This window comes from Streptomyces sp. ML-6 (assembly GCF_030116705.1).
Taxonomy (GTDB): Bacteria; Actinomycetota; Actinomycetes; order Streptomycetales; family Streptomycetaceae; genus Streptomyces.
In genome coordinates this window covers 1281850-1300081 of the sequence record NZ_JAOTIK010000001.1, presented here as the reverse complement: position 1 = coordinate 1300081, position 18232 = coordinate 1281850, and the positions used below count along the sequence as shown (strand labels likewise).

The 18232-nt window shown below is 72.9% G+C and carries 15 protein-coding genes and 1 pseudogene; 11 read left to right on the top strand and 5 right to left on the bottom strand.

The window, feature by feature from the left end; translation table 11 throughout:
* The first annotated feature begins 55 nt into the window (after window positions 1-55).
* The 3 genes from OCT49_RS05710 to OCT49_RS05700 all read left to right on the top strand — a co-directional run bounded on the left by OCT49_RS05710 (window position 56) and on the right by OCT49_RS05700 (window position 2667).
* A complete protein-coding gene (locus OCT49_RS05710) occupies window positions 56-1381 on the top strand; it encodes a M20/M25/M40 family metallo-hydrolase (RefSeq protein WP_283850795.1) in 1326 nt (441 codons plus the stop codon).
* Window positions 1382-1555: 174 nt separating this feature from the next.
* Complete coding sequence (locus tag OCT49_RS05705) at window positions 1556-1789, top strand: chaplin (RefSeq protein ID WP_283850794.1); 234 nt, start codon at window positions 1556-1558, stop codon at window positions 1787-1789.
* 137 nt (window positions 1790-1926) lie between these two features.
* Window positions 1927-2667 (top strand): chaplin, encoded by a 741-nt coding sequence (locus OCT49_RS05700; protein WP_283850793.1) that lies wholly within the window; start codon window positions 1927-1929, stop codon window positions 2665-2667.
* Between the two features lie 68 nt (window positions 2668-2735).
* Here OCT49_RS05700 and OCT49_RS05695 read toward each other — a convergent pair whose 3' ends face one another.
* Complete coding sequence (locus OCT49_RS05695) at window positions 2736-2924, bottom strand: DUF5703 family protein (RefSeq protein WP_030918345.1); 189 nt, start codon at window positions 2922-2924, stop codon at window positions 2736-2738.
* Between the two features lie 47 nt (window positions 2925-2971).
* On the opposite strand from OCT49_RS05695, the gene OCT49_RS05690 reads away from it, so the two are divergent.
* Window positions 2972-3625 carry a hypothetical protein gene (locus tag OCT49_RS05690; protein ID WP_283850792.1) on the top strand — a complete coding sequence of 218 codons (654 nt, stop codon included), beginning with the start codon at window positions 2972-2974 and terminating at the stop codon, window positions 3623-3625.
* Between the two features lie 58 nt (window positions 3626-3683).
* On the opposite strand, the pseudogene OCT49_RS05685 reads toward OCT49_RS05690, so the two are convergent.
* Together OCT49_RS05685 and OCT49_RS05680 are read right to left on the bottom strand one after the other, a co-directional pair.
* A pseudogene (locus tag OCT49_RS05685) lies at window positions 3684-5902 on the bottom strand (helix-hairpin-helix domain-containing protein); the annotation flags it as partial.
* Window positions 5899-6882: an aldo/keto reductase gene (locus OCT49_RS05680; protein WP_283850791.1), complete on the bottom strand. Its 984-nt coding sequence runs from the start codon at window positions 6880-6882 to the stop codon at window positions 5899-5901. The gene OCT49_RS05680 and the pseudogene OCT49_RS05685, both read right to left, overlap by 4 nt.
* Window positions 6883-7023: 141 nt before the next feature.
* On the opposite strand from OCT49_RS05680, the gene OCT49_RS05675 reads away from it, so the two are divergent.
* Window positions 7024-8073, top strand: a complete 1050-nt coding sequence (locus OCT49_RS05675; RefSeq protein WP_283850790.1) for an LLM class F420-dependent oxidoreductase — start codon at window positions 7024-7026, stop codon at window positions 8071-8073.
* A 224-nt stretch (window positions 8074-8297) separates the two neighbouring features.
* The gene (locus tag OCT49_RS05670) at window positions 8298-9086 is read left to right on the top strand and encodes a ferritin-like domain-containing protein (RefSeq protein WP_283855680.1); all 789 of its coding nucleotides are present in this window, start codon (window positions 8298-8300) and stop codon (window positions 9084-9086) included.
* Window positions 9087-9140: 54 nt separating this feature from the next.
* On the opposite strand, the gene corA is transcribed toward OCT49_RS05670, so the two are convergent.
* Window positions 9141-10136 (bottom strand): magnesium/cobalt transporter CorA, encoded by a 996-nt coding sequence (gene corA, locus OCT49_RS05665; protein WP_283850789.1) that lies wholly within the window; start codon window positions 10134-10136, stop codon window positions 9141-9143.
* Between the two features lie 59 nt (window positions 10137-10195).
* On the opposite strand from corA, the gene OCT49_RS05660 reads away from it, so the two are divergent.
* The 5 genes from OCT49_RS05660 (at window position 10196) to OCT49_RS05640 (ending at window position 17000) form a co-directional block, all read left to right on the top strand.
* Window positions 10196-10906: a histidine phosphatase family protein gene (locus OCT49_RS05660; protein WP_283850788.1), complete on the top strand. Its 711-nt coding sequence runs from the start codon at window positions 10196-10198 to the stop codon at window positions 10904-10906.
* 106 nt (window positions 10907-11012) lie between these two features.
* Window positions 11013-11603 (top strand): DUF3090 domain-containing protein, encoded by a 591-nt coding sequence (locus OCT49_RS05655; RefSeq protein WP_072484378.1) that lies wholly within the window; start codon window positions 11013-11015, stop codon window positions 11601-11603.
* A complete protein-coding gene (locus OCT49_RS05650; RefSeq protein ID WP_283850787.1) occupies window positions 11567-12451 on the top strand; it encodes an SCO1664 family protein in 885 nt (294 codons plus the stop codon). Before OCT49_RS05655 ends, OCT49_RS05650 begins: the two co-directional genes overlap by 37 nt.
* Before the next feature lie 139 nt (window positions 12452-12590).
* Window positions 12591-13820: a cysteine--1-D-myo-inosityl 2-amino-2-deoxy-alpha-D-glucopyranoside ligase gene (gene mshC / locus OCT49_RS05645; protein WP_283850786.1), complete on the top strand. Its 1230-nt coding sequence runs from the start codon at window positions 12591-12593 to the stop codon at window positions 13818-13820.
* A 135-nt stretch (window positions 13821-13955) separates the two neighbouring features.
* Window positions 13956-17000, top strand: a complete 3045-nt coding sequence (locus OCT49_RS05640; RefSeq protein ID WP_283850785.1) for an NPCBM/NEW2 domain-containing protein — start codon at window positions 13956-13958, stop codon at window positions 16998-17000.
* Between the two features lie 125 nt (window positions 17001-17125).
* On the opposite strand, the gene OCT49_RS05635 is transcribed toward OCT49_RS05640, so the two are convergent.
* On the bottom strand, window positions 17126-18226 hold the full coding sequence (locus OCT49_RS05635) for a PAC2 family protein (RefSeq protein WP_283850784.1): 1101 nt from the start codon (window positions 18224-18226) through the stop codon (window positions 17126-17128).
* Window positions 18227-18232 lie beyond the last annotated feature (6 nt).

Here is an 18232-nt window from a genome sequence, read left to right as displayed (position 1 = left end):
GGCCCGGCGCGGGAGGATGAGGAGGGACACCACGGCGACAGTGGAAGGAAGCAGCGTGAGCGAGACCAGCACGACCCGGACGGTCTCCGGCGAGGACGAGGTCGTGGACCTCTGCCGGGAGCTGATCCGGATCGACACCAGCAACTACGGGGACCACTCGGGGCCGGGGGAGCGGCGCGCGGCCGAGTACGTCGCGGAGAAGCTCGCCGAGGTCGGACTGGAGCCGCAGATCTTCGAGTCCCACAAGGGGCGGGCCTCGACGGTGGCGCGGATCGAGGGCGAGGACCCGTCCCGGCCCGCGCTGCTGATCCACGGCCACACCGACGTGGTCCCGGCCAACGCGCACGACTGGACGCACCACCCGTTCTCGGGCGAGATCGCGGACGGCTGCGTGTGGGGCCGCGGCGCGGTCGACATGAAGGACATGGACGCGATGACCCTCGCGGTCGTCCGCGACCGGATGCGCAGCGGCCGCAAGCCCCCGCGCGACATCGTCCTCGCCTTCCTCGCGGACGAGGAGGCGGGCGGCACGTACGGCGCGCGGTACCTGGTCGACGAGCACCGCGACCTCTTCGAAGGGGTCAACGAGGCGATCGGCGAGGTCGGCGGCTTCTCCTTCACGGTCAACGAGAACCTGCGGCTCTACCTCGTCGAGACCGCCCAGAAGGGCATGCACTGGATGCGGCTCACCGTGGACGGCACCGCCGGCCACGGCTCGATGACCAACGACGACAACGCGATCACCGAGCTCTGCGAGGCGGTCGGACGGCTCGGCCGGCACACGTGGCCGGTCCGGGTGACCAAGACGGTGCGCTCCTTCCTCGACGAGCTGTCCGACGCGCTCGGCACCCCGCTCGACCCGGAGGACATGGAGGCCACGCTCGCCAAGCTGGGCGGCATCGCCAAGATGGTCGGCGCCACGCTCCGCAACTCCGCCGCCCCCACCATGCTCGGCGCCGGCTACAAGGTGAACGTGATCCCCGGCCAGGCCATCGCCCACGTCGACGGCCGGTTCCTGCCCGGCTTCGAGGAGGAGTTCCTGGCCGACCTGGACCGGATCCTCGGCCCGCGCGTGAAGCGCGAGGACGTGCACGGCGACAAGGCGCTGGAGACCAGCTTCGACGGCGCGCTCGTCGACGCCATGCAGGTCGCCCTGAAGGCGGAGGACCCGATCGCGCGCGCCGTGCCGTACATGCTCTCCGGCGGCACCGACGCCAAGTCCTTCGACGACCTCGGCATCCGCTGCTTCGGCTTCGCCCCGCTGAAGCTGCCGCCGGAGCTCGACTTCGCGGGCATGTTCCACGGAGTGGACGAGCGGGTGCCGGTGGACGGGCTGAAGTTCGGCGTGCGGGTGCTCGACCGTTTCATCGACAACTGCTGATTTCCTGCCGGTTTTCCACCGACTTTCCGTTTCTTCCCGCACCGGTAATCGGCAGCGTGTGCGTATTTGACCGGAACGGGTGAAAGGAACCATACGCTCGTAGCCCGATTACCTCTTCCTCGTTACACGTGATGCGGTCCGCGGCTGGGACCGCATTGCCAACTAGGAGGAATCATGATCAAGAAGGTCGTCGCTGCTGCGGCTGTCACTGGCGGTCTGGTGCTCGCGGGTGCGGGCATGGCCGTCGCGGACTCCGGCGCCCAGGGTGGCGCACTCGGCAGCCCCGGTCTGGTCTCGGGCAACAACATCCAGGCGCCGATCCACATCCCGGTGAACGCGTGCGGCAACACGATCAACGTGGTCGGGCTGCTGAACCCCACCTTCGGCAACACCTGCGTCAACGCCTGACGTCGTGCGTCAACCCTTGAGGGTTTGAATCCGGTCGGCCCCGGAGTGCGCGCCATGCACCCCGGGGCCGCTGGTACTCCGCCCCCGCACGGTCGAGTCCGGGGGTTTTCCGGAAGGTCAGAAGGCAGGAAACACGTATGCGACAGGTCACGCGCAAAGGCCTGATCACCATGGCGGCCGCAGGCGGCGCACTCGCGCTGAGCGGCGGTTACGCGCACGCCGACGCGGGAGCGTCCGGCGGCGCAACGGATTCCCCGGGGGTGCTTTCAGGGAATTCGGTACAGATCCCGGTGCACGTGCCGGTCAACGTGTGCGGCAACTCCGTGGACGTCGTGGCGCTGCTCAACCCGGCGTTCGGAAACACCTGCGGGAACGGCTCGCAGGACGGCTCCCAGGGCAAGCACGCCTCCGGCAGCCAGGTCTCCGGCGACCTCACCGACGCGAGCCGGCCGGGCACCGGCAAGCACCGGGCCCCGCTCGGCGGCGGGGCCACGGCCCAGGGCGTCACGAAGGGCTCGCCGGGCGTGCTGTCCGGCAACAACATCGCGGTGCCCGTCGACATCCCCGTGAACGCCTGCGGGAACAGCATCACCATCGGCGGTCTGCTCAACCCCACCTTCGGCAACGACTGCGAGAACGGCACGGACGTGGTCACGCCGCCGCCCGTCGATCCGCCGCCCGTCGATCCGCCGGTCACCGAGCCCAAGCCTCCGACCCCGGAGAAGCCGGCCGTGCCGAACGAGCCCGAACCACAGCACGTCGAACAGCTCGCGCACACCGGCGCGGGCGGGCTCGACCTGCTGGTCCCGGCGAGCGCGGGACTGCTGCTCGCGGGGGCGGGCGCCATGCTCTACCGCCGCGCCCGGACGTCCGCATAACGGACCGGAGCGGTGACGCGAACACGGTGAAGACGAACGGGCCCCGCCACTGCGGGGCCCGTTCCGTCTCACCAGGTGGCGCGGAGCTGGCGGATGATCCGCCGGCGCAGCCGCACCCTGCGGCTGCCGTCGCGACGCAGCGTCAGCCGGTCCAACTCCCAGTGACCGTACTCGGCGTGGTCGGTCAGCAGGCGGGCCGTCTCCTTGCGGGAGACCCCGCGCGGTACGTACACATCGACAAATTCGTATTCCGGCATCGCATCTATTGTGCGGGCACAGCCCGTGTACGGATAGCGTCTGCACCATGTCTGATGCTGCGCAGCCCACCGCTGCCGAGGTACGCGCCGCCGCGGAGGCGGTCAAAGCCGCGCTCGACCACCATCTCGCGGCGGTCGAACGCCGTACCGGGGACGACGACACGGCCGTCTACGACGCGTTCAACGCACTGGCCGCTGCCGCCGAGTCCTACGACGAGTTGCTCTACGACCGCTACGACGAAGTCACCCCCTTCGAGATCCCGGGTGCGGAGGACGCCCTTCCGCCGTACACCGGCCCCGAGGAGCCGAACGCGCTCAGCGTGCTGATCCGGCGCGACTACGCGGTGGTGGAACCACCGCGGCTGCTCGCACAGGCCCAGCGGATCGCCGACCTCGACCGGGACGACCGGGGCGAGCACGCCCCGGCCGTCGGCTCCAGCGTCCACGCGGCGCTCGGCGTGCTCTTCGGGGAGTACGAACCGGACGAGATCGCCTCCCGGCACACGGAGTTCGGACTGGAGGAGGGCGACTCCACCCTGTGGGTCACGGCCGCCGAGGAACTTCCCGAGGCGGGGGAGTGGCTCGACGCACCGTTCGACGAGGCGGACCCGCAACTGGTGGTCTGTCGCTTCGACGTCAGCGCCGTCTTCGACGAGGACGAACCGGAGGAGGAACTCCGCATGGCCGCGGACGGTTCCTGACCCGTCGGCCGGGCGGGCCCCCGACCGGGCCCGCCCGAAGCCCGGCTCACCGGGCGGCCGCCTCCAGCAGGTCGCGCAGCCGCGTCGTGCGGTCCTGGGCCGGGGACTGGGCGACCGCGTGCAAGAGCGCCTGATCCACCCCGTGGACGACGGACAGATGACGTTCGCCGCGCCCGAAGGCGGTGTACACCCAGGCCCGGCTGAGCCCCTGCGCCGCGTCGCCCGGCAGCACGACGACCACCGCGGGCCACCGCATCCCGGTCGCCTGGTGGGCGCTGAGGGCCCAGCCGTGGCGCACCGCGGACTCCACCCGCCCCTGCGGTACGACGAGTTCGGTGCCCCCGCAGTCCAGGTGCAGGCCCTCGGCGTCCGCCGAGACGACCACCGCGGGCACGATCCTGCCCGGCGCCGGGACGTGGACGACGCGATCGCCCGGGTCGAAGCCGCCGAACCGCCCCGGACCGGGGTTGAGGCGCTGCTTCAGCGCCGCGTTCAGCGCCCGGGTGCCCGCCGAGCCGCCGTGGCCGACGGTGATCACCTGGGTCTCGGACGACGGTACGCCGATGGCGCGCGGCACCGAGTCGGCCACCAGCTGCACGGTGCGGTGCACCGCCTCGCCCGCGTCGCGCACGGGGACGATCACCACCTCCTTGCCGGGCGCCTCGACCTGGTTCAGCTCACCGATGCCGATGCCGGAGACCAGTTCGCCGATCGGTCCCGGATCGGGGGTGCGGGAGGCGATCTGCGGGCAGGCACGGGCCGCGAGCACATCCGCGAACACCCGCCCCGCACCGGCCGATCCCAGCACCCCGGGGTCGCCGCTGAGCACCAGGCGGGTGCCGTCGGCCAGGGACTCGACCAGCACCGCGGCGGTCTCGACGTCCAGTTGCGGGGCGTCGAGCACGACGAGCAGGTCGACGGCGAGCGCGCCCTCCTCGTCCCGTCCGGGGCCCTCCGCCCCGGAGAGCAGCCCGGCGAGCGTGACGGCCGTCGCCGGATCGCCGGTCGCGCCGGCCAGCCGGTCCCTGCCGTCGGCGCTGTGCGTGGTGCCCAGGGCGCGCAGCCCCAGACCGCGGGCGGCGGTGATCAGGGCGGCGGGCTCGGCCCGGGCGGCCTCGCCGCCGGTATGGGCCACGAGGCCGTGGGCCGCGACCGTGCGGATCAGCTCGGACGCCGAGGAGGAGCCCGCGGCCGAGGCCGCCTCCGTCCAGTCGGCGTCCTTCTCGCAGGCGTTGACCAGCCGGGCGAGGCCGTCGGCGAGGCTCTCCTCGGCGAGTGCGTAGCGGTCGAGGCCGAGCAGTACCCGTACCGGCTCCGGCTCCTCGCCGTCGTCAATGCCGTCGGTCCGCGCACCGGGCTCCTCGGCGGCCCCCGGCTCCGGGTCCTCGGGCCCGTCCCGGAAGGCCAGGACGACGCCCTGGGCCACGGCGTGCTCCACGGCCGCCCCGGGGTCGGTCACCGCGTGCCCGGCGAGCGCGGCCCGTACGGTCGCGGCGTCCTGTGCGGTATGGCCCCGTAGCGCCGCCCGCTCCAGCAGCAGACCGATCAGGGCGGCGGTCCGCCGCTCGTCGTCCGGGCCGCATCCGGCCCCGAGCAGGGCCCGGGCGAATCCGTCCGCCTGCTCGGGGCGGACCCCCGGCACGGCCAGCAGGCGCCACGGGTCCTCGCGCAGCGCTTCGGCGGCCTGCGCGCCGAGCACCTCGACCACCGGGCCCGCCAGCGCCGCCGGGGCCCCGCCCTCGGCCAGCACGGCGGCGGTCGCGGCCAGCACCTCGGGCGAGGCGCTCTGGGGCGCCGGTGCCGGCTCGGGGCGCGCGGACGCGCCGGAGTGGGCGCGGGCCGGCGGGGGGCGGCGGGCGCGGGCCGGTCGCGGTCGAGGAACGGGGTGGCGGGCTTCTCGCCGCTCTCCACGGCCCGTACGGCGGCCAGCAGGTCGGCCGCCGTGCCACTCAGCTTCGCACCGGCGGAGATGGGGCCCTTCTTCTCGGCCTTGCGCTTCTCGATCCGCTCCCGGAACTCGCGCTGGGCGGCGAGCTCGGCCTCGGCCTCGGACAGCGCGGGCGCGGTGTCGCCCTCGGCGTCGGCGTCGGCTGCGGCTTCGTCCTCGTCCCCGGCGGCGTCGGCCGGTGCCTTGTACCCGGTGGGCTCGGTCGCGGCCTCGTCCCCGGTGGTGCCGGTCGCGGTTTCGCCCCCGTCCTCGGCGGGGGAGGGGTCCACGACGCCGTCGTCGGCGGCGGCCGGGGAGCCGGGGGTCTCCCCCTGGGGAAGCGCAGTCACAGCGTGTTCCAGTCCTGGTCGGGATAGCGGTGCACGGGCGCCGACACGTCGTCGAGCGCCTGGCAGATCTCGTCAGGAAGACTAAGCGCCTCCACTGACAACGCCTCCGTGAGCTGCTGCGCGGTGCGCGCGCCGACGATCGGGGCCACCACACCGGGCCGGTCGCGCACCCAGGCGAGCGCCACCTGGAGCGACGTCGTGGCCAGACCGTCCGCGGCCGTGGTCACCGCCTCCACGATGCGGCCCGCCGCCGTGTCCAGATACGGCTCCACGAACGGGGCCAGCAGCTCCGAGGCGCCCCGGGAGTCCGACGGGGTGCCCGTCCGGTACTTCCCGGTCAGCACCCCGCGGCCCAGCGGCGAGGACGGCAGCAGCCCGATGCCGAGATCGAGGGCGGCGGGCAGCACCTCGCGCTCCACCCCCCGTTGCAGCAGCGAGTACTCCATCTGTGTGCTTGCCAGCCGGGTGCGCGCCCCGGGCGCGGCGAGCTGCCAGGTGGCCGCCTTCGCCAGCTGCCAGCCGCAGAAGTTCGACACCCCCGCGTACCGGGCGCGCCCCGTGGAAACCGCCAGGTCCACCGCCTGGAGGGTCTCCTCCAGCGGGGTCCCCGGGTCGAAGGCGTGCAGCTGCCAGAGATCCACGTGATCCGTGCCGAGCCGCTCCAGGGAGGCGTCCAGCGCGGCCAGCAGATGCCCGCGCGACCCGTCGAACCTGCGGTAGGGGTCGGCCACGCTGCCCGCCTTCGTCGCGATGACCAGGTCCTCCCGCGGCACCAGGCCCGCGACGAGCCGCCCGAGCAGGTACTCGGCCTCCCCGCCGCCGTAGACATCGGCCGTGTCGACCAGCGTGCCGCCCGCTTCCCAGAAGGCCTTGAGCTGTTCGGCGGCGTCGTGCTCGTCGGTGTCCCGGCCCCAGGTGAGGGTGCCGAGCCCGATCCGGGACACTCGAAGGCCGGTGCGGCCGAGATGCCTCTGCTCCATGGGCGCTGAGATTACTGGCCAGAGCCCCACTCGGTGGAGGCCTGTGGACGGCCGTGCCCCGAAGTCGCCCCTGACGGAAGCCGGGGCCGCGCGCTAGAGTCCGGGGGTCCAGGGACGTTACTGATCGGTAAGGGAGCGGTTATGCGGCTCGGCATCAATCTCGGTTACTGGGGCGCGGGAATGGACGGCGACAATCTGGCCGTCGCCCAGGAGGCCGACCGGCTCGGGTACGACGTCTGCTGGGCGGCCGAGGCGTACGGCTCCGACGCCCCGACCGTGCTCTCCTGGGTCGCGGCCCGGACCGAGTCCATCGACGTCGGCTCCGCGATCATGCAGATCCCGGCCCGGCAGCCCGCCATGACGGCGATGACCGCCGCCACCCTCGACTCGCTCTCCGGGGGCCGGTTCCGGCTCGGCCTCGGCGTGTCGGGGCCGCAGGTCTCCGAGGGCTGGTACGGCGTCAAGTTCGACAAGCCGCTGGCCCGCACCCGCGAGTACGTCGAGATCGTCCGCAGGGCGATGTCCCGCGAGCGGCTCTCGTACGAGGGGCAGCACTGGACGCTGCCGCTGCCGGACGGCCCCGGCAAGCCCCTCAAGCTGACCGTCCACCCGCAGCGCGAGCACATCCCGCTCTACATCGCGGCGATCGGCCCGAAGAACCTGGAACAGACCGGCGAGATCGCCGACGGCGCGCTGCTGATCTTCCCCTCCGCGGAGCACCTGGAGGAGACCGCCCTGACGTACCTGCGGGCGGGCCGCGAGAAGGCCGGGCTGACCATGGCCGGCTTCGACGTGTGCCCCACCCTGCCGCTCGCCGTCGGCGACGACGTCAACGGTCTCGCCGACATGTTCCGTCCGTACACGGCCCTGTACGTGGGCGGCATGGGGAGCCGCAAGCAGAACTTCTACAACCAGCTCGCGCGGCGCATGGGCTACGAGAAGGAAGCCGTCGAGATCCAGGACAAGTACCTGTCCGGCGACAAGAACGGTGCCGCGGCCGCCGTGCCGCATCGGCTGATCGACCAGACCGCGCTGCTCGGCCCGATCGAGCGGATCGCCGACCGGATGCAGGCGTATGCCGCGGCGGGCGTCACGACCCTGACCCTGGCCCCGGCCGGCTTCACGCTCGACGAGCGGATCACGGCCCTGCGGGCCGGCACGGAGGCGCTGGAGCGCGCCGGACTCGCGTGACGCACCGCTCCCTCCGGGAGCGGGCCGCGGCGGGGGGCTCGGGGGCTCCCCGCCGCGGCTGTTGCGCGTGGCGGCGCGCCAGGGGGAGCGGACGGGCGCACGGTCCGGCGTGCGCCGGGCGGACACCGCCCCGTCCGGCGTAGCCGGGCCCCGCCTCCTGTTGCCCGGCCGGGCGTGCCGCATTTGACTGTCGCTCGGTGGATGCCGGTACGGAGGTGGCAGTGATGCTCTCGGCGAAGAGCCTGTTCCAGGAGATCCTCGACGACGACGAGGCATTCCGGCTGTTCTGTTCCATCGCGGCCGGCGGGGAGTCCCAGGGCGGCTGGGAGAACGGGCGCATCGCGGCCCTGGCGCCCGGGAGCCAGCGGGCCCTGGCCCCCAAGATCGCACGGCACGGCGCCGACGAGGACAAGCACGGCAGGATCTTCGGCGCGCTGCTGCGCAAGCGCGGTCTGCGGCCGGTGGAGGTGCCGCGGGAGACCGACTACACGATGCTGCTGGAGCGGCAGGGCATCGGCCTGGGCCACGAGCGGCTGCGGCTGGACGAACCGCTCCTGGAAAGCGACATCATCACCTACCTCGCCCACAGCCGGGTCACCGAGCAGCGCGCCTCCGAACAGATGCGGCTGCTGCGCAAGCACTTCGCGGACCACCCCGACCTCGGCCGCGCCGTGAAGATGATCTCCGACGACGAGGACAACCACCTCGCGTACTGCCACGAGGAACTGCTCCGCCTCGCCCGCGCCGGGCACGGCCGCACGATCCAGCGCACCCTGCGCGAGTGCGCGCTCGCCGAGATCCGGGTGTACCGCGACGTCAGCCTCGCCGTGATGGCGCACATGGGCCGCATCCTGGGCTGGTCCCGGGCCAGGGCGGCGGTGCTGGCCGCGGGCATCCACGGCGTCTACGCGTACGAACGGCTCGTGGGCTGGCGGCGCATGGTGAGCCTGGAACAGCCCGCACGGCGCGACGCCCTGGGCGGCCCCGCCCCGCAGGTGCCGGAATTCGCCTGACCCCGGACGGGGCGCCGGGCCGCTCCCGGACCGCCGGGCCGCGCCGCCGGACCCTCAGAGCCAGCCGCGCCGCTTGAACAGCCGGTACAGGGCGAGGACCGCGCCGGCCATCAGCACGATCACCGCCGGGTACGCCCACACCTGGCCGAGTTCCGGCATGTGCTCGAAGTTCATGCCGTAGATCCCCGCCACCATGGTCGGCACGGCGGCCATCGCCGCCCAGGCCGAGATCTTGCGCATGTCGTCGTTCTGCCGCACCCCCACCTGGGCCAGATGGGCCGAGAGGATGTCGGAGAGCAGCCGGTCCAGCCCCTCCACGTATTCGTTCGCGCGCGTCAGGTGGTCGTTCACGTCCCGGAAGAACGGCTGCGAGTGCTCGTGGACGAAGGGCACCTCCGCGCTCGCCAGCCGGGCCATGGGGGCGCCGAGCGGCCCGGCGGCCCGCCGGAACTCCAGGATCTGCCGCTTGAAGGTGTAGATGCGCGACGCGGTGGTCTTGTCGCCGCCCCCGCCGGCCGGGGCGAACACCTTCGTCTCCAGCTCCTCCAGGTCCACCTGGAGCTCGCCCGCCACCTCGATGTAGTGGTCGACGACCGCGTCGCTGACCGCGTACAGCACCGCGGTCGGCCCGTGCCTGAGCACCTCCGGCTCGGCCTCCAGCCGGCGCCGTACCGCGGCGAGCGGCGAGCCCTCCCCGTGCCGGACCGTCACCACGAACGAGTCGCCCAGGAAGGCCATCAGCTCGCCGGTGGTGACCGTGTCGTCCCGATGGTCGTACACCACCGGTTTGATGACCGCGAAGAGCGAGTCGTCGTACACCTCCAGCTTGGGACGCTGGTGCGCGCTCAGGGCGTCCTCCACCGCCAGCGGATGCAGCCCGAACTCGCTGCTGACGAGGTCGAACTCCTTCTGCGTGGGTTCGTGCAGCCCGATCCAGAGGAACGCGTCCCCGTCGGCCCGCGCCTCGGCGAGGGCGTCGGAGAGGTCGGCGGGGCGGTCCGTACGGCGCCCGTCCCGGTAGATGGCACAGTCCACGATCACGGCGGGCATTCTTCCCTGCCCGGCTCCCCGGCGCACCCCGTCGGCGGTGGCGGCCTACGCTGGCCCGTATGCCCACCCTGATCCTCGTACGCCACGGACGTTCCACCGCCAACACGGCCGGGGTGCTCGCGGGCCGCACCCCCGGTGTCGGGCTCGACGAGCGCGGGGCCGCGCAGGCCGCGGCGCTGCCCGGACGACTGGCCGCGCTGCCCCTGGCCGCCGCCGTCAGCAGCCCCCTGCAGCGGTGCCAAGAGACCCTGCGGCCGCTGCTCGACGCCCGCCCCGAGCTGGAGCCGCACACGGAGGAGCGGATCAACGAGTGCGACTACGGCGACTGGTCGGGGCGCAAGCTCGCCGAACTCACCGACGAACCGCTGATGAACGTCGTGCAGCAGCACCCCTCCGCCGCGGTGTTCCCCGGCGGCGAGTCCATGCGCGCCATGCAGGCGCGCGCGGTCGACGCCGTCCGGGAGTGGAACGCCCGGATCGCGGCCCGGCACGGCGAGGACGCCGCCTACGTGATGTGCTCGCACGGCGACATCATCAAGGCGATCGTCGCCGACGCGCTCGGTCTGCACCTCGACCTCTTCCAGCGGATCCACGCCGACCCCTGCTCGGTCACCGCGATCCGCTACACCGGGCTGCGGCCCTTCCTGCTGCGGCTCGGCGACACCGGCGACCTCGCCCCGCTGGCCCCGCGCGAACGCGGCGACGCGACGGACCCGGACCGGCGCCCGGACGCGGACGCGGCGGTCGGCGGCGGCGCTGGGGCGCCGTGATCGCTCCGCGCAGTAGGGTGGACGCGCCGTGGGCGGCCGGTTCCCGGGGTTTCCCCGGCCCCCGGCCGCCCCCCAACCACCGTCGATTCTTCAAGGGAGACAGGACGTGTCCCGTCAGGTGTTCCTCTACGACCCCCCGGACCGTTTCGTGGCCGGCACGGTCGGGCTGCCTGGACGCCGTACGTTCTTCCTGCAGGCCTCCTCAGGCGGACGTGTCACCAGCGTGGCCCTGGAGAAGACCCAGGTCGCCGCGCTCGCCGAGCGGATCGACGAGCTGCTCGACGAGGTGGTGCGGCGGACCGGCGGCAACTCCCCGGTGCCCGCCGTGGCACCCATGGACGTCACCGACACCGCCCCGCTGGACGTTCCCGTCGAGGAGGAGTTCCGGGTCGGCACGATGGCCCTCGCCTGGGACGGCGAGGAACAGCGCATGATCGTCGAGGCCCAGGCGCTGGTCGAGCTGGACGTGGACTCCGACGAAGACCTCGCGGAGGCCGAGGAACGGCTGCTGCAGGACGAGGAGAACGGCCCGCCGATGCTCCGGGTCCGCCTCAGCGGCGCACAGGCCCGGGCCTTCGCCAAGCGCGCCCTGGACGTCGTGAACGCCGGGCGCCCGCCGTGCCCGCTGTGCAGCCTGCCGCTCGATCCGGAAGGACACGTATGCCCGCGCCAGAACGGATACCGTCGCGGAGCCTGACCGGCGTCGCCACCGACACCGGCACCCGCGCCGACGCCGGCCGGCTCGCCCTGCTCGCCGACGGGGAGCTCACCGTCCTCGGACAGATCCGCGGCGCCTCCAACGCGGCGCTGTACTGCACGGTCGCGCGCGACGGCGAGGAGGCGACCTGCGTCTACAAGCCGGTGGCCGGTGAACGGCCCCTGTGGGACTTCCCGGACGGCACGCTGGCCCGGCGCGAGGTGGCCGCGTACGAGCTCTCCGAGGCGACCGGCTGGGGCCTCGTGCCGCCCACCGTGCTGCGGGACGGGCCGTACGGCGAGGGCATGTGCCAGCTGTGGATCGACGCCGTGCCGCAGGGCGACGAGGACGGGGAGGCGGGCGAACCCCCGCTGCTCGCGCTCGTCGAGGACGAGGAGCCCGGCGAGGGCTGGAAGGCCGTCGTCCGCGCCGAGGTCGGCGAGGGCCGGACGGCCCTGCTGGTCCACGCGGACGACCCGCGGCTGCGGCGGCTGGCCGTGCTCGACGCCGTCATCAACAACGCGGACCGCAAGGGCGGCCACCTGCTGCCCGCGCCCGGCGGCCGGCTCTACGGCATCGACCACGGGGTGACCTTCAACGCCGAGGACAAGCTGCGCACCCTGCTCTGGGGCTGGGCGGGGGAGCCGCTGACGGCCGAGGCCGTCAAGGTCGTCGACCGGCTTGGGGCGGAGCTCGCGCCGGGAACCCCGCTCGTCACCCGGCTGGCCGAGCTGATCACCGCGGCCGAGATCGAGGCGCTGCGGGGAAGGGTCGCGGGGCTGCGGGCGTCGGGACGGCACCCGGAGCCGAGCGGCGAGTGGCCGTCGATCCCCTGGCCGCCGGTGTGAGACGACCGGCCCCACGGACGGCAAAGGGGCCGGGTGCGTACGCCGCAGCAGACGGGGCCGCATCGCGCAAGAGTGCCTGTTCGGCCAGGATCCGGTATCCGGTTCGTATCCGGAACGTGCATCCGGTTACGCTCGTGGCATGCATGCCTGGCCCGCTTCTGAGGTCCCCGCCCTGCCCGGCAAGGGCCGCGACCTTCGGATCCACGACACCGCGACCGGCGGACGGATCACTCTCGACCCCGGTCCCGTCGCCCGTATCTACGTCTGCGGCATCACGCCGTACGACGCGACCCACATGGGTCATGCGGCGACCTACAACGCGTTCGACCTCGTCCAGCGCGTGTGGCTCGACACCAAGCGGCAGGTTCACTACGTCCAGAACGTGACCGACGTGGACGACCCGCTCCTGGAACGGGCCGTGCGCGACGGCCAGGACTGGACCGAGCTCGCGGAGCGCGAGACGGCCCTGTTCCGCGAGGACATGACCGCACTGCGCATGCTCCCGCCGAAGCACTACATCGGCGCCGTCGAGGCGATACCCGGCATCGTCCCGCTCGTCGAGCGGCTCCGGGACGCGGGAGCCGCCTACGAACTCGACGGCGACGTGTACTTCTCCGTCGAGGCCGACCCGCACTTCGGCGGGGTCTCCCACCTCGACGCCGAGGCGATGCGGCTGTTGTCCGCGGAGCGCGGCGGTGACCCGGAGCGCCCCGGCAAGAAGAACCCGCTCGACCCGATGCTCTGGATGGCCGCCCGCGAGGGCGAGCCGAGCTGGGACGGCGCCTCGCTCGGCCCCGGACGGCCCGGCTGGCACATCGAGTGCGTCGCCATCGCGCTGGACCACCTCGGCATGGGCTTCGACGTCCAGGGCGGCGGGTCCGACCTCGTCTTCCCGCACCACGAGATGGGCGCCTCGCACGCCCAGGTGCTGACTGGCGAACACCCCTTCGCGCGGGCGTACGTGCACGCCGGCATGGTCGCCCTGGACGGCGAGAAGATGTCCAAGTCCCGGGGCAACCTGGTCTTCGTCTCGAAGCTGCGCCGCGACGGCGTGGACCCGGCGGCGATCCGCCTTTCGCTGCTCGCGCACCACTACCGGTCCGACTGGGAGTGGACCGACCAGGTGCTCGCCGACGCCGTCGAACGGCTCGCGCGGTGGCGTTCCGCCGTCTCCCGCCCCGACGGACCGTCCGCCGAGGCCCTGGTCGAGGAGATCCGCGAGGCCCTCGCCGACGACCTGGACGCGCCGGCCGCCCTGGCCGCCGTGGACCGCTGGGCCGAGCGGCAGGCCGCCGGGGGCGGCACCGACGAGGGCGCCCCCGGCGTCGTCTCGCGGGCCGTCGACGCGCTGCTGGGCGTCGCCCTGTAACACCCCGCGCGGCGCCGCCGCGCCGGTTTCCCACCGGACGATTCGGCCGAACCGGCCCCGAACTTCTTGACGAAGTTCGGGGCCGGTTCCGTTTTGTCCATGGTCAAGTGCTCGTTACTGCGCTAAAAGCGCTCTATGCAATCATCAACGCGCATCAGAATGGCGGCAGTTGCGGCCTTGCTGGGATGGGTGGCCGTCTTCACGGGCCCCGGTGCCCCCGAGGCGGAAGCCGCCCCACCGGACACCACGGTCGGCGACCTGACCGGTTTCTCCGCCGACGGAGCCGTCTACCGCTTGGAGGCCGGCGCCGCCGAGGCCCGCGTCAGCTTCGTCTCCGACGAGACCTTCCGCATCGAACTCGCCCCGGACGGGGCCTTCTCGGACCCGACCGGCGACGACATCGTCCTGCCGCAGGGCACCCCGCCCCGCACCCGTTGGAAGGAGCGCGACGACCGCTACGAACTCTCCACCGCCGACATCACCCTGCACGCCTACAAGTCGCCCCTGCGCTTCGCGCTGTACCGCGCCGACGGCATCCGGCTGTGGTCCGAGTCCAAGGGGCTGAGCTGGAACGGCGAACGGACCGTCCAGACCCTCGACCGGGGCGCGGACGAGCAGTTCTACGGCGCCGGCATGCAGAACGGCCGGGGCAACACCTCGCACCGCGGCAAGACCGTCGAGGTCGGCGTCGACTACAACTGGAACGACGGCGGCCACCCCAACTCGGTGCCGTTCTACCTCTCCTCGGCCGGATACGGCGTCTTCCGCAACACCTACGCGCCGAACACCTACGCCTTCACCGACCCGGTGACCACCAGCGCGCAGGAGAAGCGCTTCGACGCCTACTACTTCGCGGGCGACAACGCCAAGGACGTCATCGGGCAGTACACGAAGCTCACCGGCAAACCGTTCCTGCCGCCCGTGTACGGGCTGGAGATCGGCGACGCCGACTGCTACCTGCACAACGCCAACCGCGGCGAGCGCCGCACCCTGGACGCGCTGAAGGTCGCCGACGGCTACGTCGAGCACGACATGCCCAACGGCTGGATGCTCGTCAACGACGGCTACGGCTGCGGCTACGAGGACCTCGCGGAGACCGCCGAGGGCCTCCAGGACCGCGGCATGCAGCTCGGCCTGTGGACCGAGGACGGCCTCGACAAGATCGCCGAGCAGGTCAGGGCGGGCCAGCGGGTCGCCAAGCTGGACGTCGCCTGGGTCGGCGAGGGCTACAAGTTCGCCCTGGACGGCTGCAAGGACGCGTACAAGGGCATCGAGGACAACAGCGACGCCCGCGGCTTCACCTACGCCCCCGAGAGCTGGTCGGGCGCGCAGCGCTGCGGCGTCCAGTGGTCCGGGGACCAGTACGGCACCTGGGACTACATCCGCTGGCAGATCCCGACCTACGCGGGCGCCACGATGTCCGGTCTCGCCTACACCACCGGCGACGTGGACGGCATCTTCGGCGGCAGCGCCAAGACGTACACCCGTGACCTCCAGTGGAAGATGTTCCTGGGAACCACGATGACGATGGACGGCTGGGCGCCCAGCGACAAGCAGCCCTTCCGGTACGGGGAGCCGTACACCTCCATCAACCGCGACTACCTCAAGCTCAAGGAGTCGCTGCTGCCCTACCAGTACTCCTACGCGCACGAGGCGACGAAGACCGGCGTCGGCATGGTCCGCCCGCTCGTCCTGGAATTCCCCGACGACCCGAAGGCGGCCTCGGACGCGGCGAAGTACGAGTTCATGTCCGGCGAGCACTTCCTCGTCGCACCGGTGTACCGGGACAGCACCGAACGCGACGGGATCTACCTGCCGAAGGGCACCTGGACCGACTACTGGAGCGGCCGCACGTACGAGGGGCCGACCACCGTGGACGACTACGCCGCACCGCTGGACACCCTGCCGCTGTTCGTCAGGGGCGGCGCCGCCGTGCCGATGTGGCCGGGCATCCGCTCGTACCGGGACCGCACCGCCGACTCCCCGCTCGTCTGGGACGTCTACCCGCGGGGGAAGTCCTCCTTCACGCTGTACGAGGACGACGGCGTCACCCGGCAGCACCGCGCGGGCCGGTACGCCACCCAGACCGCCGAGGTCGACGCACCGGTCCGGGGCGCGGGCGACGTCACCGTGCGGATCGGCGCGAGCGAGGGGGAGTTCACCGGCAAGCAGACCGCCCGCCCCTACGAGTTCGGCGTGCACACCGGCTCCGAGCCGGGCGCGGTCGAACTCGGCGGGAAGCTGCCCCGGCTGGACGCCGGGGCCGCGTACCGGGCGGCGGACCGGGGCTGGTGGTACGACCGGGACGACCGCGGCGGCGTCGTGAAGATCAAGACCGGAAAGCTGTCCACCGACAAGAAGTTCGCCGTGAAACTGAAGGGCACCAGCGCGGTCGGCGGACGGGACGCCGCCGCGACGGCCGCGCTCGCCGCACCGGCCGGCCAGGAGGTCGGGGCCGGCACCGGGTCCACCATCGCCGTGGACGTCACCGCGGGCACGGCGGACGTGACGGACGCCGAGGTGACCCTGGACGTCCCCGAGGGCTGGCGGGTCGCCCGGCCCGCGACCGTGGACCGCGTCCCGGCGGGCACCACCCGGCGGGTCGAGCTCACGGTCACCCCGGCGAAGGACGCCGAGGCGGGGGAGGCGGGAATCACCGCGGTCGCCCGCTACCGGTCGGCCGGTGAGTCCCGCACCGCCGTGCAGCGGTTCGCGGCGGCGGTGATGCCGCCGCCGCCCACCGGCGGGGCATGGGCGAGCGATCTGGTGTGGCTGAAGTCCGCCAACGGCTACGGACCGGCCGAACGGGACCGCAGCAACGGCGAGTCGGGCGCGGCCGACGGGAGGACGCTGACCCTCGCGGGCAAGACCTACGAGAAGGGCATCGGCACCCACGCCGACTCCGAGATCGAGGTCTACCTCGGCGGGCGCTGCACCGCGTTCACCGCGTACGTGGGCATCGACGACGAGATCAACGGCTACGACGAGGTGGCGTTCTCGGTCGAGGCGGACGGCGAGGTGCTGTGGACCTCGCCGAAGCTGACCGGGGCCTCGGCGACCGTACCGGTGGACGTGCGGCTCGACGGGGCGCGCCACGTGCGCCTCAAGGTCGCGGACACCAACGGTTCCAGGACCGGTGACCACGGGGACTGGGCCGCAGCGCGGTTCACCTGTTCCTGACCGGGCCGCCCGGCACCCCGCCGGGCCGCACGACGGCGGGGCGCCGGGCGGGACATGATCCCGCCCGGCGCCCCATCGGTCCCATCGGTCCCATCGGTCTCACCGGTCCCGTCGGTGGCCCGACGTCAGGAGTCCGGGGAGCCGGAGGCGTCCGGGGGCTCCGGGGTGTCCTCGGCGGAATCCCGCGGGCCCTCGGCATCGCCGTCCGCGTCGCCGTTCTCCTCCCCGGCCGACGACCGCCGCCGGGGACCGCCCGCGGGCGGCGAACCGGGACCGGTGTCGTCGCCCGCCTCGGGGCGCACCGGCTTGGGCGGACGGGTACGGCCGCCGGCCGGATCGCGCAGGTACGAGGCGTCCCCGCTCTCCGTCGCGTGCCCGCCGGGGCCGGTGTCCCTGCGGCGCAGATAACGTTCGAACTCCCGGGCGATGGCCTCGCCGCTCGCCTCGGGCAGCTCCGCGGTGTCCCGGGCCTCCTCCAGCGTCTGCACGTACTCGGCGACCTCGCTGTCCTCGGCGGCCAGTTGGTCGACGCCCAGCTGCCAGGCGCGCGCGTCCTCGGGCAGTTCGCCCAGCGGGATGCGCAGGCCGAGCAGGTCCTCCAGGCGGTTCAGCAGCGCGAGCGTGGCCTTGGGGTTGGGCGGCTGCGACACGTAGTGCGGCACCGCCGCCCACAGGCTCACCGCGGGCACGCCCGCATGGGTGCACGCCTCCTGGAGGATGCCGACGATGCCGGTCGGGCCCTCGTACCTGGTCTCCTCCAGGTCCATGGTCCGCGCCAGGTCCGGGTCGGAGGTGACCCCGCTGACCGGCACCGGGCGGGTGTGCGGGGTGTCCCCGAGCAGCGCGCCCAGGACCACCACCATCTCCACCCCCAGTTCATGGGCGAAGCCGAGGATCTCATTGCAGAACGAGCGCCAGCGCATGGACGGTTCGATGCCGCGGACGAGGACGAGGTCGCGGGGTTTCTCCCCGCCGACGCGGACCACGGACAGCCGGGTGGTCGGCCAGGTGATCTTGCGCACCCCGCCGTCCAGCCAGACCGTCGGCCGGTTGACCTGGAAGTCGTAGTAGTCCTCGGCGTCGAGCGCCGCGAACACCTCGCCCTTCCACTCCCGTTCCAGGTGTGCGACCGCCGTGGAGGCCGCGTCACCCGCGTCGTTCCATCCCTCGAACGCGGCCACCATGACCGGGTCGATCAGCTCGGGAACCCCCTCGAGCTCGATCACCCAGGC

Excerpts from the sequence above, each read along its gene's own strand:
- OCT49_RS05705 (WP_283850794.1), top strand. The coding sequence starts at position 1,556 with ATGATCAAGAAGGTCGTCGCTGCTGCGGCTGTCACTGGCGGTCTGGTG.
- OCT49_RS05700 (WP_283850793.1), top strand. The coding sequence starts at position 1,927 with ATGCGACAGGTCACGCGCAAAGGCCTGATCACCATGGCGGCCGCAGGC.
- OCT49_RS05695 (WP_030918345.1), bottom strand. The coding sequence starts at position 2,924 with ATGCCGGAATACGAATTTGTCGATGTGTACGTACCGCGCGGGGTCTCC.
- OCT49_RS05690 (WP_283850792.1), top strand. The coding sequence starts at position 2,972 with ATGTCTGATGCTGCGCAGCCCACCGCTGCCGAGGTACGCGCCGCCGCG.
- OCT49_RS05680 (WP_283850791.1), bottom strand. The coding sequence starts at position 6,882 with ATGGAGCAGAGGCATCTCGGCCGCACCGGCCTTCGAGTGTCCCGGATC.
- OCT49_RS05675 (WP_283850790.1), top strand. The coding sequence starts at position 7,024 with ATGCGGCTCGGCATCAATCTCGGTTACTGGGGCGCGGGAATGGACGGC.
- OCT49_RS05670 (WP_283855680.1), top strand. The coding sequence starts at position 8,298 with ATGCTCTCGGCGAAGAGCCTGTTCCAGGAGATCCTCGACGACGACGAG.
- corA (WP_283850789.1), bottom strand. The coding sequence starts at position 10,136 with ATGCCCGCCGTGATCGTGGACTGTGCCATCTACCGGGACGGGCGCCGT.
- OCT49_RS05660 (WP_283850788.1), top strand. The coding sequence starts at position 10,196 with ATGCCCACCCTGATCCTCGTACGCCACGGACGTTCCACCGCCAACACG.
- OCT49_RS05650 (WP_283850787.1), top strand. The coding sequence starts at position 11,567 with ATGCCCGCGCCAGAACGGATACCGTCGCGGAGCCTGACCGGCGTCGCC.
- mshC (WP_283850786.1), top strand. The coding sequence starts at position 12,591 with ATGCATGCCTGGCCCGCTTCTGAGGTCCCCGCCCTGCCCGGCAAGGGC.
- OCT49_RS05640 (WP_283850785.1), top strand. The coding sequence starts at position 13,956 with ATGCAATCATCAACGCGCATCAGAATGGCGGCAGTTGCGGCCTTGCTG.